16 protein-coding genes are annotated in these 16,653 nt (G+C 43.1%); 6 read left to right on the top strand and 10 right to left on the bottom strand.

Features of this window, described 5'->3' with window-relative positions:
- Positions 1-8: 8 nt before the first annotated feature.
- From BK820_RS07175 to argC, 5 genes are all read right to left on the bottom strand, one after another.
- A complete protein-coding gene (locus BK820_RS07175; protein ID WP_048881648.1) occupies positions 9-362 on the bottom strand; it encodes a YnfA family protein in 354 nt (117 codons plus the stop codon).
- Positions 363-464: 102 nt separating this feature from the next.
- Complete coding sequence (clpA, locus tag BK820_RS07180; protein WP_071320521.1) at positions 465-2,741, bottom strand: ATP-dependent Clp protease ATP-binding subunit ClpA; 2,277 nt, start codon at positions 2,739-2,741, stop codon at positions 465-467.
- A gap of 9 nt (positions 2,742-2,750) precedes the next feature.
- Positions 2,751-3,164, bottom strand: a complete 414-nt coding sequence (gene clpS, locus BK820_RS07185; protein ID WP_004894548.1) for an ATP-dependent Clp protease adapter ClpS — start codon at positions 3,162-3,164, stop codon at positions 2,751-2,753.
- 19 nt (positions 3,165-3,183) lie between these two features.
- Positions 3,184-3,933 (bottom strand): DUF6776 family protein, encoded by a 750-nt coding sequence (locus tag BK820_RS07190; protein WP_071320522.1) that lies wholly within the window; start codon positions 3,931-3,933, stop codon positions 3,184-3,186.
- 75 nt (positions 3,934-4,008) lie between these two features.
- Entirely contained in the window at positions 4,009-5,064 is a 1,056-nt protein-coding gene (gene argC, locus BK820_RS07195) for an N-acetyl-gamma-glutamyl-phosphate reductase (protein WP_171260599.1), read from the bottom strand.
- A gap of 614 nt (positions 5,065-5,678) precedes the next feature.
- Between argC and BK820_RS07205 the strand changes: the two genes are divergently transcribed.
- The 3 genes from BK820_RS07205 to BK820_RS15845 are packed head-to-tail and all read left to right on the top strand — an operon-like array spanning position 5,679 to position 6,493.
- Positions 5,679-6,074, top strand: a complete 396-nt coding sequence (locus BK820_RS07205) for a transposase family protein (protein WP_071320558.1) — start codon at positions 5,679-5,681, stop codon at positions 6,072-6,074.
- The gene (locus BK820_RS07210; protein ID WP_004894538.1) at positions 6,022-6,348 is read left to right on the top strand and encodes a transposase; all 327 of its coding nucleotides are present in this window, start codon (positions 6,022-6,024) and stop codon (positions 6,346-6,348) included. The genes BK820_RS07205 and BK820_RS07210 overlap by 53 nt, the downstream gene beginning before the upstream one ends.
- Positions 6,341-6,493, top strand: a complete 153-nt coding sequence (locus BK820_RS15845; RefSeq protein WP_108619318.1) for a transposase — start codon at positions 6,341-6,343, stop codon at positions 6,491-6,493. Before BK820_RS07210 ends, BK820_RS15845 begins: the two co-directional genes overlap by 8 nt.
- Positions 6,494-6,522: 29 nt before the next feature.
- Here the strand turns inward: BK820_RS15845 and BK820_RS07215 are convergent, their stop codons facing one another.
- Positions 6,523-7,209: a YgjP family zinc-dependent metalloprotease gene (locus tag BK820_RS07215; RefSeq protein WP_071320524.1), complete on the bottom strand. Its 687-nt coding sequence runs from the start codon at positions 7,207-7,209 to the stop codon at positions 6,523-6,525.
- Between the two features lie 140 nt (positions 7,210-7,349).
- Positions 7,350-8,021: a ribose-5-phosphate isomerase RpiA gene (gene rpiA, locus BK820_RS07220; protein WP_005221821.1), complete on the bottom strand. Its 672-nt coding sequence runs from the start codon at positions 8,019-8,021 to the stop codon at positions 7,350-7,352.
- Between the two features lie 104 nt (positions 8,022-8,125).
- On the opposite strand from rpiA, the gene ilvA reads away from it, so the two are divergent.
- The 3 genes from ilvA (at position 8,126) to BK820_RS07235 (ending at position 11,843) form a co-directional block, all read left to right on the top strand.
- Positions 8,126-9,664, top strand: coding sequence for a threonine ammonia-lyase, biosynthetic (ilvA, locus tag BK820_RS07225; protein ID WP_004812768.1), 1,539 nt, complete (start codon positions 8,126-8,128; stop codon positions 9,662-9,664).
- Between the two features lie 188 nt (positions 9,665-9,852).
- Complete coding sequence (locus BK820_RS07230; protein ID WP_004812766.1) at positions 9,853-10,509, top strand: potassium channel family protein; 657 nt, start codon at positions 9,853-9,855, stop codon at positions 10,507-10,509.
- On the top strand, positions 10,506-11,843 hold the full coding sequence (locus BK820_RS07235; protein WP_004812765.1) for a TrkH family potassium uptake protein: 1,338 nt from the start codon (positions 10,506-10,508) through the stop codon (positions 11,841-11,843). The genes BK820_RS07230 and BK820_RS07235 overlap by 4 nt, the downstream gene beginning before the upstream one ends.
- 58 nt (positions 11,844-11,901) lie before the next feature.
- Here the strand turns inward: BK820_RS07235 and BK820_RS07240 are convergent, their stop codons facing one another.
- From BK820_RS07240 to BK820_RS07250, 3 genes are all read right to left on the bottom strand, one after another.
- Entirely contained in the window at positions 11,902-13,050 is a 1,149-nt protein-coding gene (locus BK820_RS07240) for a phospholipase A (protein ID WP_004812763.1), read from the bottom strand.
- A 19-nt stretch (positions 13,051-13,069) separates the two neighbouring features.
- Entirely contained in the window at positions 13,070-16,009 is a 2,940-nt protein-coding gene (locus BK820_RS07245; RefSeq protein WP_071320525.1) for an insulinase family protein, read from the bottom strand.
- Positions 16,010-16,174: 165 nt separating this feature from the next.
- Positions 16,175-16,624 (bottom strand): GNAT family N-acetyltransferase, encoded by a 450-nt coding sequence (locus tag BK820_RS07250; RefSeq protein ID WP_004812759.1) that lies wholly within the window; start codon positions 16,622-16,624, stop codon positions 16,175-16,177.
- Between the last annotated feature and the right edge of the window lie 29 nt (positions 16,625-16,653).

Genomic DNA, 16,653 nt, shown 5'->3' on the forward strand with positions numbered 1-16,653 from the left:
GAAGTAAATCAACGGATTAAACCTTGGGGTTGTATGATAATAATCAGCGCCCCAAATATCACCACTGCACCACCAAGCAAATCCCATCGAGACAGGCTGATCTGATCTACAAAACGCAACCACATCAAAGCAGTAAAGATATAGATACCACCATAAGCTGCATAGATCCGGCCTGAAGCAGCTGGATGCAAAGTTAATAGCCAGACAAAAGCTGCCAAAGCCAGAGCTGTCGGAATCCATAACCAGTGACTTCTTCCCTGATTTAAAATCAGATAAGGAAAATAACAGCCTAGAATTTCCATCACCGCCGTGACCAGGAACAGAAAAAAAGTCGTAATAAGTTTAGTGAACTGAAATTCCATATCTTGTTAAATCTTAGCCAGGCAATAAATCTTGATCAGATCATAGCAATAAAGAAATAAAATAACCCGTGCAGGCACGGGTTATTTTACGATGAGTAGAAGTTAGGCTGGTTCGGCAGTCTGATCTTCAAACACTTCAAGTTTCAAGCCTACAGCTTTGCCATTTTCTTTCTTCACAGATACAGCAACATTACCACCATTATCTGCCAGCTCACCAAACAGAATCATTTCTGCCAATGGTTTTTTCAGATGTTCCTGAATCAGACGCTGCATTGGACGCGCACCCATCAATCGATCGTAACCATTTTCAGCCATCCATTCACGTGCACTCTGATCCACTTCCAGAATAACTTTCTTCTCATCTAGCTGTGCCTGCAACTCGGTTAAGAACTTGTCGACTACATTTTCAATGATCGTGCTTGGCAAGGCCTTGAACTGGATCACGCCATCGAGACGGTTACGGAATTCAGGTGAGAATGCTTTTTTCATCGCTTCCTGGTTATCATTGCTGTTGTCTTGTTCCATGAAACCGATACTGACACGTGAAATGCTTTCAGCGCCAATATTGGTGGTCAGTACAAGCACCACATTACGGAAGTCTGACTTACGACCGTTGTTATCGGTCAATGAGCCATGATCCATAATTTGCAGCAACAGGTTAAATACATCCGGATGTGCCTTTTCGATTTCATCCAGTAGCAATACACAATGCGGATTCTTGTGAATCGCATCGGTCAACAAACCACCTTGGTCAAAACCAACATAGCCTGGAGGTGCACCAATCAGACGGGATACCGCATGACGTTCCATATATTCAGACATATCGAAGCGAACCAGCTCCACGCCCATCAGTTTCGCCAATTGCTTGGTGACTTCAGTTTTACCGACACCCGTTGGACCGGCAAAGACAAAACTACCGACTGGCTTATCTGGAGATTTCAGGCCTGCCCGAGACAGCTTGATTGCCGAACCGAGTGCTTCAATGGCTTCATCCTGACCGAAGACCACACGTTTCAAATCACGCTCAAGATTTTCTAATACAGTCTTGTCATCTTTAGAAACTGTTTTTGGTGGAATACGGGCAATTTTCGACACGATGTCTTCGATATTTTCTACCGTAATCATGCTATCGTCTTGCTCGGCTTTTAAACGGCGTTGCGCACCCGCTTCATCGATCACATCAATGGCTTTATCTGGCAAGAAACGGTCATTAATAAACTTCGCTGACAGTTCTACCGCTGATACCAAAGCCTGATCTTCATATTGAACATGATGGAAATCTTCAAACTTAGATTTCAGACCACGTAAAATATCAATAGTTTCAGAAATAGAAGGCTCATTCACATCAATTTTCTGGAAACGGCGCGATAAAGCATGATCTTTTTCAAAGACCTGACGGTATTCCTGGAATGTGGTCGAACCTATGCAACGCAATGAACCATTTGCCAGTGCTGGCTTAATCAGGTTCGAAGCATCCATGGTACTACCCATGCTGGAACCTGCACCGATGATCATATGAATCTCATCAATGAACAGCACCGCATCCGGTTTTTTCTTCAAGGCATTGAGAAGTTGTTTTAGACGTTTTTCGAAGTCACCACGGTATTTGGTTCCTGCCACCAGTGCACCGATATCCAGACTATAGATTTCGGCGTTTTCTAATGGTTTAGGCGCTTTACCATTGACAATCAGCCAAGCCAGACCTTCAGCAATCGATGTTTTACCCACACCCGGATCACCGACCAGCAACGGATTATTTTTACGGCGACGACAAAGAATTTGTGCAGCACGCTCAATTTCTTTTTCACGGCCAATCAATGGATCAGTTTTACCTTTTTGCGCTTCGTGATTCAGGTTAGTGGTGTAAAGATCCAGTGGACCTGGAGCATTCGATGAACCGGTTTCGCCGTCCAGTTCCTCAATTTCTTCTTCGTTCTGCACTTCTTCCTTGCGGGTGCCATGCGACAAATATTGAGTCAAGGTTAAACGGTTAATCTGATGACGTTTCAGCAGATACACTGCAAACGAATCACGCTCTGAGTACATCGCAACTAGAATGTCCGCACCTTCTACCGTACGGTCTCCACCACTTGACTGTACATGGAAAATGGCACGCTGCAGGATCCGGTCAAAACTTTCAGTCGGATGAGGTGCCTGATCGTTATTTTCGCCGAGTTTTGGAGTGTGTTGTTCTACGTATTCTTCAAGTTCTTTACGCAGCACAATAATGTCTGCACCGCATGCTTTAAGGGCATTCACGGCAGAATCGTTGTCGAGTAAAGCCAATAATAAATGTTCTACTGTCAGAAACTCATGTCTCTTTTGACGAGCCATGCTAACAGCCAAACGTAGTGATACTTCTAATTGACGACTGAGCATGCAACCCCCTTAATCTTTAGGCTCTATCTGGCAAAGTAAAGGATGACCTTGTGATCGAGCGTAATTATTGACCTGGTTCGCTTTCGTTTCCGCAATGTCTCTTGGATAGACGCCAGCAACACCTTTTCCTTCATAATGTACAGTTAGCATTACTTGCGTAGCTTGGTCAAGATTCATTGCAAAGTATTGTTGTAAAATTTCAATTACAAACTCCATTGGGGTGTAATCGTCATTCATCAATACCACCGCATACATCGGTGGGCGCTTCAACTCTGGCGGTGCTGTTTGTACTGTAATATCAGCATCTTCGTCATGAAAAGGGTCGTTTGCCAAGCGTGGGCTTATGTGCCAGTCAACCACACCGGACTGATTAAAAGAGTTCTTGATTTCACTTAAACAAATATGACGCTTGTTGCTAGGCATAAGATTTACATTTCACACTTTAGTTTGCATTGGCTTCTGTCTGAGGAATCTCTGACAGGAATGCAGATTGATTTTCAATTGCCTCGCCCTTACTCCAGCTAAAACGGCGGGTAACAGGCTTGCTTGTACCAGTCAGTCGAACTTCTATAAATTCTGGTACAAAACCTTTCGGCATTGTCCAACGACCAGTCAGACGTTCATAATTTTCGAAATTGAAGTTTTTATCTGCCAAAGGCACAATTAAAATTTCAGTTCCCCGAATCAGGCGCAATTCAACCGAACCGGAAACACGCCCCTTGCTTGGACTTACCTGAATCAGATCAAGCTGATATTCAAAGGCATTTTCAGGTAGAGGCTTTACTGCCAGATGCTGAACAGATAAAGGCATACCACCACGCTGACGCAGTACTTCACGATATAAGGTCGCCAGGCTTTCTGCCTGCGTATATTCATCACGGGTTTTATTCATCGCAAGATACAGGTCATTGGCATTACTTACGGCCAGATCACGTTCCTGCGTTGCTGTATTCAGGGTTTTATTCAGGGTTTCCAGACTGGCTTTCTGCTTTTGTACAACCTCAACCAGCTGTTCAGCATCCGCCTCAAAACCTACAACGGTCAGACCTTGACGATGACCTACCGAATAGCCAAGTAAACCACTACTCAGTACCAGAATTGCAGCACCTATCGCAAGTGGCGTGTTCCCTTTCAGAAATGGCATTTTCTTCTTGTTATCTGTGGTCAGATCGTGAGGTTCAGTATTCGGCATTGTCATCTCTTCTATCTTTTTCAAGACACACATTTAAGTCGAAATTCAAATGTGTGTGAAGTTGTAATACGTTTTTTATGGTAATAAAGCAATGTTTTGCAAGCCAGCGTTTTCAGCAAAGCCAAACATCAGGTTCATATTCTGTACCGCCTGACCTGCTGCACCTTTCACCAGGTTATCTTGTGCTACCAGAATAACCAGTTTCGTTGGTTGAGGCTTGTACAGTGCAATACGGAGTTCATTGGCACCACGTACTGAACGGGTTTCTGGCGAACTGCCTGATGGCATGACATCAACGAACTGTTCATTGGCATAGAACTGTTCATAGAGTGCCTGCAAATCTGCTATCTGGCCTGCTTCAGTCAGGTCAATGTAAATAGTTGACAGCATACCGCGAATCATTGGCACCAGATGTGGTACAAATAAAATATGGTCAAATACACCTTTTTGACCTGAGATATTTTCTAGCGCTTCTACAATCTCAGGATGATGACGGTGACCTGCTACGCCATAAGCTTTAAAGTTATCTGCATTTTCAGAATAGATCATGCCTAGGCTGGCTTTACGGCCTGCACCTGAAACCCCTGATTTAGCATCAATAATAATACTTTCAGGTTTCACTAAGGCTTCCGCAGATTTTAATACTGGTGCAAGGCCGAGCTGCACGGTTGTTGGATAACAACCCGGGTTACCAATCACATTCGCCTGTTTGATCTTGTCACGATTCAGTTCAGACAGACCATATACAGAATCTTGTAATATAGATGGACAAGCATGTTGCATGCCATACCATTTTTCAAACTGTGCCAAATTCTGTAAACGGAAATCTGCGGCAAGGTCAATTACCTTGGTATTTGCAGCTAGCAGTTCTTCTGCATGTTTCATCGCAACGCCATGTGGTGTCGCAAAAAATACGACATCACAAGATTTTAATAAATCAAGGCTGAGATCAGAAAATTCAAGATCAGTATGACCACGCAGGCTTGGGAACATATCGTCTACACGGCGACCTGCTTCGGTACGTGATGTCAGTGCTTTGACGCTAACGTTTGGATGTCGCAGTAATAGACGCAAAAGTTCAACGCCTGTATAACCTGTGCCACCCACAATACCCACTGAAATCACGATAATTACCTCTAACTAGATGTTTCCTTTATGCCAGGTAGTATGACAGGAAGTTCACGTTTTCTAAACTCTTTCACTGAGGAATGCTGATTTTTTATATATTTTGAAATGCATGTTTAAAGATAAGATTGAAACACCTTTATGTGTGTTTGGTCGTTACTGGAGTAGACCAACTATAATGACAAAGATAAATTACAAATAAGAAAGCAGGTAATGCCAAAAACATAATGACGTCTAGTCGAATCATAAATGGAATTAACCCTAAAATGGCCAATAGTGTTGCACTGGCTGAAAATTTTTTAGGTATTTGACGATGTTTAATCCATAAAATAGCCATATAAAATAGCATTCCCCACGCGAGCACTCCTGTCAGCATAAAAAATTTGACGGTTAAAGGATAATCCATGGGTAAACTTGGGAAAAAAATACTGTATAAAAATAGCCCGTAAAAAAACAGCGCAGGAAGCGAGACTATAAAAATTAAAATTGTGAGGATTAACCGCATCATGAGGACTTCTAATTTATCGTTATCATTAGATCTCTTTCATAAATCAAAAATGATCTACTTTTTGCTGCTTATTTGTACCGAAGAATTTTCAATATTCATGCATAATCTGCGGATGAAATACATCGATTCAAAGAAGCTTTCTGAAACACAGTTTAAGCGATACACCTGCATCTCATGGTCAACCTTTGATTTAATGGTTGAACAACTGAAAATGCATGTCCCTGCTAAAGGTAGACCATCTAAGTTAAGTGTAGAAGATCAGGTTTTACTCTGTCTGAGCTATTGGCGTGAATACCGGACATTATTTCACGTTGCTACGAGTTATGGGGTTTCAGAACCGACTGCCTCAAGAATCGTCCGTCATGTTGAAGACTGCCTGATTCAGTCTAAACTATTTAATTTACCGAAAAACTTGCCCGAAGGTGAAGGCATCGACTGGAATGTAGTGATCGTAGATGCCACAGAAATTCCAATACAAAGGCCTAAAAAAACAGAAAAAAAGCTATAGTGGCAAAAAGAAAACACATACCTTCAAAGTTCAAGCCATCATTCATTATAGAACTCAGAAAATTCTGAGTTTATGCACGAGTCGTGGTGCTGTACATGATTTCGAGCTTTTCAAACGCAACTTGAATCAGATTCCTGCAGGCGCCTTTATCCTTGCAGATAAGGGTTATCAAGGGATCTATACAGTGTATCCAAATAGCTTATTGCCATTAAAAGCAAAAAAAACGCTGCAAACTAGATCCCGAGCTAAAACCTTACAATCAGGAAATCAATAAAAGAAGAATTGGGATTGAGCATGTATTTGGCAGTTTGAAAACCTTCAAAATCCTTGCCGAGCGATATCGTAACAGAGGCAAAAGACTAGGATTAAGATTTAGTTTAATCGCGGGAATCTATAATTTGGAGCTGAGTAAAAAATGACTTATGAAAGAAGTCTAATGATTCTTGCATTAATTCTGACTGACCCACCACCATGGCATTGCAGTGTTTTTCAATATTTTTCGATGAATTAGATAGTCTGAATCATGCCGGGCCACTTCAGTCCAAAAATGCGGGCTATGATCAAAATGCCGGGTATGTGCCAGTTCATGCACGCAGAGATAACGGACGATATTTTCAGGAAACAGAATAATACCGCTATTCAGCATAATGTCATGTCTGGCAGAACAGCTGCCCCAACGGGTTTTCGGCTGGCGGATATTACAGACATTGAAAGATAATCCTGTTTCCAGACTAACCTGTTCAAGATAAATCGGTAACTGTTGTTTGGCATAGGCAATTACAAAAGCTTTTAAGTAGCTTTCAGGATTTCGATCACTGATATAGAGCATATAGTTTCCATGATCCAGAATAAAATTATGCTTCTGGGCCTGGTATTGAACTGATATTGGCTGATTCAGATTAAATAGCTGCAAGCTGGCAGGTAAACTACGATCAACACTTTGTATTTTTTCCTGCTGGGATTGCCAGGTTTTGAGTAACCAGCTTTCGGCATCATTAATAAAATTCTGGATTTGTTTTTTTGTGCAAAATACGGGTGCAGTCAGGCGAATTTGAGTACCATCCACACGAAGCTTTAAACGTGTTGAGCGAATATTTCGGACAATTTGAATTTCAGGTAAGTCGGATAAGGTCATTTTTATTCTTTTTTAATCTCCGCAAACCCCTCTTTCTCAAAGAGGGGCTTTTAAAAATCTCCCTTCTTGCACTTGTTTTAAAGCAGTGCTTTAAAACTTCGCTCAGAAAGATTTAGAGGGATTTTTTCTAGAAAGTTTAATTAAACCGCAGTACGCTCTTCAATACCGTTATCAGTAGCAACCACAGCAATATCAGCTTTATTTAAGGCAAAGATACCGTTACAAACAACACCTGGAATGTCATTCAAAGTTTTTTCTAACTCTAATGCATTCAAAATGTTTAAGTTATAAACATCCAAAATTACATTACCGTTATCAGTGATTACGCCTTCACGGTATGCAGGGTCCCCCCCTAAAGCAACAATTTTACGTGCGACTGCAGAACGTGCCATTGGAATCACTTCTACAGGAAGCGGGAATTCACGACCTAACTGTTCTACCCACTTAGAATCATCGACGATACAAACGAATTTTTTCGCAATAGACGCAACAATTTTTTCACGTGTCAGCGCAGCACCGCCACCTTTGATCATGTGCATATGGCGGTCGATTTCATCCGCACCATCGACATAGGCATCCAGACCGCCTACGCTATTCATATCAACAACCTCAATGCCTAATTTTTTAAGGCGTTGTGCAGTGGCTTCAGAACTTGCAACTGCTGCTTCCAATTGAAGTTCAGGCAAAAGTTCGATTAAGAAGTTGACAGTACTCCCAGTACCGACGCCTAAAATGCCCCCTTTTGGTAAGTGCTTTAACGCTGCTTTGGCTGCAGCTTGCTTTTTCTCATCTTGGGTTGCATATAGACTCATGACATCACTCAACTAATTTGGACTTTTGCAGTAATTTTAAACCGCAAAGCCGCGTGGTTTGTTACAATAAGTGCTTATTTTAAACTGTTAGATGGAAAATTAACATGCTGTCTCGTTTGGTTCGACAAATTTTACAAGCAACTGTATACGATGTTGCAATCGAAACCCCACTCGAAGCAGCGCCACGAATTAGCGAGCGCTTAAATAATAACATTCGCTTTAAACGTGAAGATTTACAACCGGTTTTTTCATTCAAGCTACGCGGTGCCTATAACCGTATTAGTCAATTACCGAAATCACAACTCGAACGTGGCGTTATCACAGCTTCAGCAGGCAACCATGCCCAAGGCGTGGCGCTGTCAGGGAAAAAGCTGGGGATTCGCGCGATTATCGTGATGCCAAAAACCACGCCTGATATCAAGGTTCAGGCGGTAAAACGCTTAGGTGGCGAAGTCGTATTGCACGGTGATTCATTCGACGTTGCCAATAAATATGCGATTCAACGTGCCGAAGAAGATGGCATGACCTTTATTCCACCTTATGACGATGAACTGGTGATGGCCGGTCAAGGTACCATTGCCAATGAAATTTTGCGTCAATGGCGTGATGTAGAATATGTCTTCGTTGCTGTTGGTGGTGGTGGTCTGATAGCCGGTGTTGCAGCGTACTTGGGAGATGTTGCTCCGCATGTCAAAGTTATTCCTGTGGAATATGATGAATCCGCGTGCTTAAAAGCGGCCTTAGAAGCCAATGAACGTGTGATTCTTCCATCTGTCGGTTTATTTGCCGATGGTACTGCAGTGGCACAAATTGGTGAAAAACCTTTTGAGGTCATCCGCCTGCAAAAATCAGATAATTCTGGTCCAATTGTTGAACCTGATGTGGTACTGGTCAATACTGATGAAGTCTGTGCAGCAATTAAAGATACCTATGACGAATGCCGTAGTATTGTAGAACCATCTGGTGCAATGGCGTTGGCAGGGATTAAAAAATACGTCGCTGAACACGGCATTCAAGGTAAAAATATCGTGTCGATTGTTTGTGGTGCCAACATGAACTTTGACCGTTTACGCTATATTGCCGAACGTACTGAACTCGGTGAGCGTAAAGAAGCAATCTTTGCCGTGACCATTCCTGAACAGAAAGGCGCTTTCCTGAGTTTCTGTCGTGCCCTGCAAGGCCGCAACATCACCGAGTTTAACTACCGTGCCAGCGATGCAACTGCAGCTCAGGTCTTCGTGGGTATTAGCCTGAAAAATGGCGAAAAAGAACGTCAGGAAATTTATGAAAACCTGAAATTCCAGTATGACGTTGATGATCTGTCTGACGACGAAGTAGCAAAACTGCACATCCGTTATCTGATTGGTGGTCATGCAGACATTGAAAATGAACGTCTGTTCCGTGTCGAATTCCCGGAGCGTCCAGGTGCGTTATTGACTTTCCTTGAACGTCTAGGCCCAACTCATAACATCACCCTGTTCCACTACCGCAACCACGGCGCGGCTGAAGGTCGCGTACTGGTCGGCTTGGAAGCGGAAGATGCAAAACAGAATCCAGACGGTTTGATCGAAACTCTGGAGAGTATCACCTATCCATATGACGAGATTACCAATAACCTGGGTTATCAACGCTTCCTGAAATAATTTCAGATTCTGATATCTAAACTAAAAAACCGTCTTTCGAGGCGGTTTTTTGATATAAGCAAATAAGAACGCAGGTCTTTGATAATATTTATGTAAAGCAAATAGCTGAAAAATTAATTAAGCACTAAGATAAGCACGTAAATTAATAGAAAGCGCATGTATAAGCGCAGCAACTTTAGGAAAAATACATGGCACTGTTTGCTGTGATCGGTTTAGGAAGTTTCGGTGCCACTGTTGCCACACAACTGATGTCACTCAAACATGAAGTAATTGGCATCGACCTGAATAAAAAATATGTTGAAAGCATTTCAGATGAACTCACCCATGCCGTGATTGCAGATGCCACGGATGAACATGTGCTGGACGAACTAAATGTTCAGAACTGTGAAGCGGTGGTGGTGGCGATTGGTGAAGATATTGAAGCCAGTATTCTCTGCGTCCTACACCTCAAGAATATGGGAGTTAAAAAAATCTGGGCCAAATCCAAGTCCAAAGCCCATCATATGATCCTGACTCATCTTGGGGTAGATAAGATTATTCATCCCGAGGAAGATATGGGCGTTCGGATCGCGCAATCCTTAAGTTATCCGATGGTCAGCCGCTATATGGCGCTTGAGGATAATCGTTATCTGGTCAAAATTGAGATTCATACCGAACAAAGTGGTATCAAACTCAATCAGCTGATGGATCATGCATCAGAAATTAAAACCATTCTGCACAAGCGTGGCCCCGTGGTTCAATATATCCTCGACCCGCATCTTATTCTTAAAGAAGGTGATATTCTGCTTGTTGAGGGCTTGCTGGAACCTTTACGCCGCCTGTCCAAACATTTTAAAAATCTATGAAAATAACTGCTCATAAAAACCGGACCATTAATCTCAGTCCACCCAGCATTATCGCATTGGGATTTCTGGCATTGATTCTGGTTGGTTCAATCTTGTTAATACTGCCAGTTTCTCATCATGGTGATGTCACTTGGTTTCAGGCTGTTTTTACTGCAACTTCTGCGGTGACCATTACCGGTTTGTCTGTGGTCAATGTCGGAGAAGCTTATACGGTCTTCGGCAAGATCGTAATCATGATTCTCCTGCAATGTGGCGGACTCGGCTTTATGACCTTTGCCATTCTGGCTGCCATGAGTCTGGCGCCTAAAATGGGACTAAGGCAACAGGTCATGGCTCAGGAGTCCATCGGTCAGACCAGCCTGAAAAAGATCAGTACTACCATTAAAGGTGTGTTTCTATATTCACTGTTCTTTGAAGCAATTGGCACAGTAATTCTGACTATTGCCTGGCTGCAGGACTATAACTTTGCCCAGGCTTTTTTCTACGCTTCTTTTTATAGTATTTCTGCTTTTAACAATGGTGGCTTTTCCCTGTTCCCGAATAGTCTAATGAGCTTTGCCGATCAGTATCTTATTACCTTCACCATTAGCATGCTGTATATCATTGGCGGCATTGGCTTTTTGGTGTTGATGGATGTACGACAGCATAAACGCTGGCGCAAACTGAGTACCAATAGTAAGCTGATTTTGAGTACCATTGCTGCACTGAATCTTTCTGCCTTTATCCTGATCTGGATTCTGGAAGCTTCTAATCCTCAAACACTGGCATTGATGAGTGTGGGCGATCAGGCGGTCAATGCCTGGTTCCATGCCACAGTACCGCGTTCTTCAGGTTTTAACAGCCTGCCGATGGATCAGCTGACCAATGCATCCACCTTAGTTACCATGTTCCTGATGTTTATTGGTGGTGGTTCTTTAAGTACCGCAGGTGGCATTAAGGTCGGAACTTTTATCATTGTAGTGATTAGTGTAATTAGCTTCCTACGGCGTGAAGATGAAATTCGTTTATTCAAGCATTCGATTCCAGAGAAAACCACCTTTAAAGCGTTGGCAGTGGTCTGTATTACCGCCCTCCTGATTGCAACCGGCTTTATGAGTCTGCTTATTCTGGAGCCAGATCAGGACTTTCTGGATCTGCTGTTTGAAACGGTTTCTGCCGCATGTACTGTTGGGTTGTCTCGTGGCGTCACTTCTGAATTACAGCCAGCCAGTCTGTTGATTCTGATGCTGTTAATGTTTGCAGGTCGTTTAGGTCCTTTGACCTTGGCCTATTTTATTGCCACACCGAAAAAGAGCCGCCTTAAACATCCACCTTCAGAAATTCAGGTTGGGTAATTTCGATATAAAACAAAAAATCCATGTCAGCACGTGGATTTTTTGATGATAATGCTTGTTAGAACCAGTTCATCAACGAAACACCCAAGCCGACATACGTCGCCTTATGGTTATAGTCGATCAGGCTTTCACCGTAGCCATCAAACAGCTGAAAATGTCCACGCAGACGACCACTGATCGGGAATGACCAGTCAAATTGCGCTGCACCACGACTGTCATCACCGCCTTTTAAGGTATGTCGCAACATAAGTGAAAAGTCATGATCTTTCCAGCGATAAAATGCAGTCAAATCGCCACGACCGACATAGTCTACGATATCCGGATTGTTATCATCTGGCAGGTCTTCTTCAAAACGATACCAAGGACGTAGCATCAGGGCAAAGTTATTACGCTCAAAGCCCAGATTCAGCATCACCCGGTTCCAGCTACGTGATAGTGGATCGGAACGGCCATTGGACTGATGATTAATGGTCAGACCTAGCATACGCCAGTCCAGACCAAATAAATCGTAATTGGTTCGGAATACAATACTGGCTTCTGGTTCATAATTGGTTTCACGGAATGGACGTGATTCTTCAGAGTTATATACTTGCCAGCGTGAAGACTGGGTATACGCCAGCCAGATATCACCATTATTACCAAAAATATTTTCTACTGCTTTGGTTTTTAGTGAAAGCTGAAACTTGGCTTCCATGGATTTCAGGTTCTGATCTTCTGTTACCGTATTACGTTCATTCGGACTTTCAGGAAACTCATTTTTCTCGGAGGTCCAAAATCCTGGCAATACATACACCGGCTGATAAGAACGGATATTCCAGGTACCCAGTTTACTTTCCGGTGAAAGTTCCCAACGGCTGTCCAATAAAGACAGGTTCGGTTTCAGTGGCGAGCCTTCACTGACCGTTACCGTAGAAACAGTTTTATCAATTCTAGCTTTCAGGTTATCGGGTTCAGGCGCAAGTTCAGCAGCTGCGCGACGTTCAGATACCAGTACCACTCTTTCAGCTTCTGGTACTTTGAACAAAGCATCATAACACGCTAGACGTTCTGCACTGGTTTCTACCGCGGCACAGGCCTCAGCCGTTGCTGGCATCGGACTGCTGGGAATAGTTGTTTGATTTTCTTCTGCATACACCTGCGCCCCACCCATACAGCCCAGCAAAATACTCAGCTGCAAAGTTGGGCGCTTAAACGAATTAAGCGCCATTCAATTTTCCTTTTTTCTTTTATTGAACTTGTTGAATTACAAATCCGAGCTGTTCCAGTGCTTCACGTTTTGCTACTGGTGCAACCACAGCACGCGACGGCTGTTGTTCTACCAGATATTGCTGGGCCACACGCTTCAGGTCGTCGAGCGTCACATTGAGCAGACGTTCACGTAACTGCTTACGGAATGCTGGAGTACGCTGATGCAGGTAAGCATAACAAGCTGTAATTGCCTCACCTGCTGGTGAACCCGGCTTATCCATGCTGGCAATCAGACCCAGAATCGCTTCTTCCAGTTGATGTGGCTGTTGTTCCGCATTTAATAGCCACTGAACACTCGCATCAAAGTCTTTGAAAGTCTCTGCTAAACGTGGATCACGATAGCTGTAGAAACGGAATGAACAGGCATTACCGTCATAGCTGGCACCGCCACCATAAGCACCGCCTTTTTCACGGATCGCACTATGCAGGTATCCATTACGCAAATAGCCTGCCAAGACCATCAATGGTGCTGCATCAGGATGAGATACTTCCACTGCCGGATAAGCTGCTGCACAGAACTGAACATTAGCCTGAATCAGCCATGCCTCATCTGCTTCATTCAATACTTTTTCAGTTTGAGCAAGTTGTACCGGATTACGGTCCACAGCAACTTTATCCCAAACATTCTGAACTTCTTCTACCAGATGGTCCGCTTGCGGTTCTTCACAAACCAGTAAGAACTGTTTTGGAGCTTGCAGTAAAATACGATGAATGCGTTTCAGCTCTTCAATCATGGCATCGTAAGCAGCTTCATCTTTCTCAATCTGAGACACCAGATTCGTCAGCCAGTTCAATGCACCAAGACCAGTGTTATGATAATCACGGGTCGCTAAAGCACTGTGCTGACGCGAAGCTACCTGCATTGCATAACTATGGCCTGAGCCCGAAATACGCGAATGCCAGCGTGTTTTACGCTGTTGCAGTAATTCGATAATACGGCCTTTTTCATCAAAACGAAGCTGCTCAAAACCGGTTTTCAGCAACTGAATCGCTTGCAGGTTATTTACCAGAGATTTAGTTGTGAGCGTTAACCAGGCAGAAACCTTATTCTTGTCATCTACTTTTGAACGTAATGAAGCTCCCATACCTAATCCACCGCTAACAGCAGTCTGGATTTGCTGGAATTCAAGATAATCATATTCGCCCGCACCGACTTCACCGACCAGAATCGACAGCAGGTTAAAATATGGTGATTGCACCACTTCATTAGGAATCTGTACCAGGACTTGTTGGTAATAAATACCATTGGTACCAGCATAATAAAGGTTTAATGGCGTATCGATGCCATTGGAAATCACTTCACGCAACTGACCCTGTACGATCTGCATTTCGGCAGGCACGTCTTCCAGGCCAACCTTAGGTAACAGGTTCAGGTCATCCGGTGTATCTTGACGAACTTTTAAAGCTTCAGTCTGCGCAACGATTTCAGCTTTTTGTTCTTCAGTCAGTGTTTTGCCAATTTCTGCCAGTCGTGCTTTTTCCGCTTCGGCCTCTTTGGCAGATTTGGTAGCATCTGGAACCAGCGTCAGTTGCACACGGTGCGGGTTATCAATCAGATGCTCTTTGATCAGATTAGACAGCCACATCGGGTCTTTCAGTTCTTCTTTAACTGCGGCAATTGCAGAATCCACATCCCAGACTTCAACCGGATCACGGTGATGAATTGCGCTACCTAAACCGTTCAGGATCAGGCTTAAACCATATGGCGTACCATCACCATTGATTTCACGCTGATGCAATTCAATCTGATGCAGAATCGCATCTACTGCCTGCTGATCTACCGGTTTCGCAGCAACATCTTCCAGAATCTTGAATACGCCATTTTTAAATTCTTCAGCATATTCTGGATTTGAGCCTTGAACTGCGCAATAGAAAGTCATTTCAAAGTTAGAGTCATCAACCCCCATAAATGGGCCTGTTGCATCTGCATAACCACAGGTTTCCAGATAATGACGCAGTGGAGATGCCGAATCTTCTAACAGGATACCTTCTACCAGACGCATACCCAGACGAAGTTTGATTTCGCTTGCTTCCGGTAGTAACCAGGAAATAACGTGATAGGTTTTATCACGTAAATCCTCTGCATCAACTGCATAAGTATCAGTCACGGATACCGGTGCAGACAAACGGGTTTCTGGCGTTGAGTATAAAGTCTCACCCTGTTCAAATTTAGACAGTGCCAAGTTTTCAAACTGTTCTTGCAGTTCATAAGCTGACTTGTTGCCAAAGGTCATGAATACCGCATTACTTGGATGGTAATGTGACTTATAGAAATCAACCAACTCCTGGTAAGTCAAATCAGGAATATCTTTAGGATCACCACCTGAGTTGTAGTGATAGGTGGTATCCGGGAACAGGTAATGCGCCAGCGTATGATAGAGCTGATCTGAAGGTGAACTCATCGCACCTTTCATTTCATTAAACACAACACCTTTGTAAACCGGTTCACCATTTTCGAGCTCAATACGGATCCCTTCCTGGGCAAAATCCAGCGGATTCAGGTTCGCTGCAAAAGCAGCATCCATATATACTTCTAACAGGTTCTGGAAGTCTTTATCATTCTGGGTTGCAAACGGATAAGCTGTCCAGTCCGCCGCAGTAAAGGCATTCATGAACGTGTTCAGGGAACGGCGAATCATCAGGAAGAATGGATCACGTACCGGAAATTTTTCTGAACCGCAAAGCGCGGTATGTTCAAGAATATGTGCTTCGCCTTTAGAATCCATTGGCTGCGTACGGAAAGCCACTAAAAAGACATTTTCATCGTGATTGGTTGCCAGGTGATAATGAATGGCGCCGGTCACATTATGTTTATATTCAGACACTAAAATGTCTAAAGCATCAACATGGTGTTGACGTACCAACTGAAACGCAGGATGTACAGTTTGTGAAATGGTTTCAGTGACATCTACAGTCATGCGATCTCCTAATTTTTAGATAAAAAACAACTGATCGCATTATAGCTGTAGTTTTTGTTATTATTCACGCTGAAAACCGATCATTTTGATCGAATTAAGTAAACTTGGTCATTCAGAAAATGAATCACCAAGTTTATGAACCGTATTTGTTAAATTGAAAATCGGCTAGATCAGATATTTAAAGTAATTGTAATTCGGATGGTTTTCGACAAACACATAATTTTGCTTCTGGTAAAAGCTCGCCGCCAGTTTGGTTTCAGTATGCAGGCAAAGTGCAGAATAATGCGGACGTGCTAACTGTTCCAGATAAGCCAGTAATTGCTTGCCTACTCCATGCTGGCGATATTTCGGATGTACATAGAAACGACGTACACGGCCAATACGCTCTTCCACACCATCTGGTCCCCATTGCTGGTTCAAACCGCCACAAGCAATCAGCTTGTTTCCATCATAAGCCACAGCAAGATATTCATTATCTTTACTGAAGGAGTTTTTTCCTGTGCGATATTCTTCAACTAATTTCTCAATTAAATCATAGCCTTCCTTTTTTGCCAGAGCAGCAAAAGTTTCGATTTGATCTGGTAATTGCTCGGCTTTTACGATTTTAATATCCATATATACACACTGTCAGAAATTGTAGTCTC

The organism is Acinetobacter sp. LCT-H3 (assembly GCF_001866125.1).
Classification (GTDB): domain Bacteria; phylum Pseudomonadota; class Gammaproteobacteria; order Pseudomonadales; family Moraxellaceae; genus Acinetobacter; species Acinetobacter schindleri.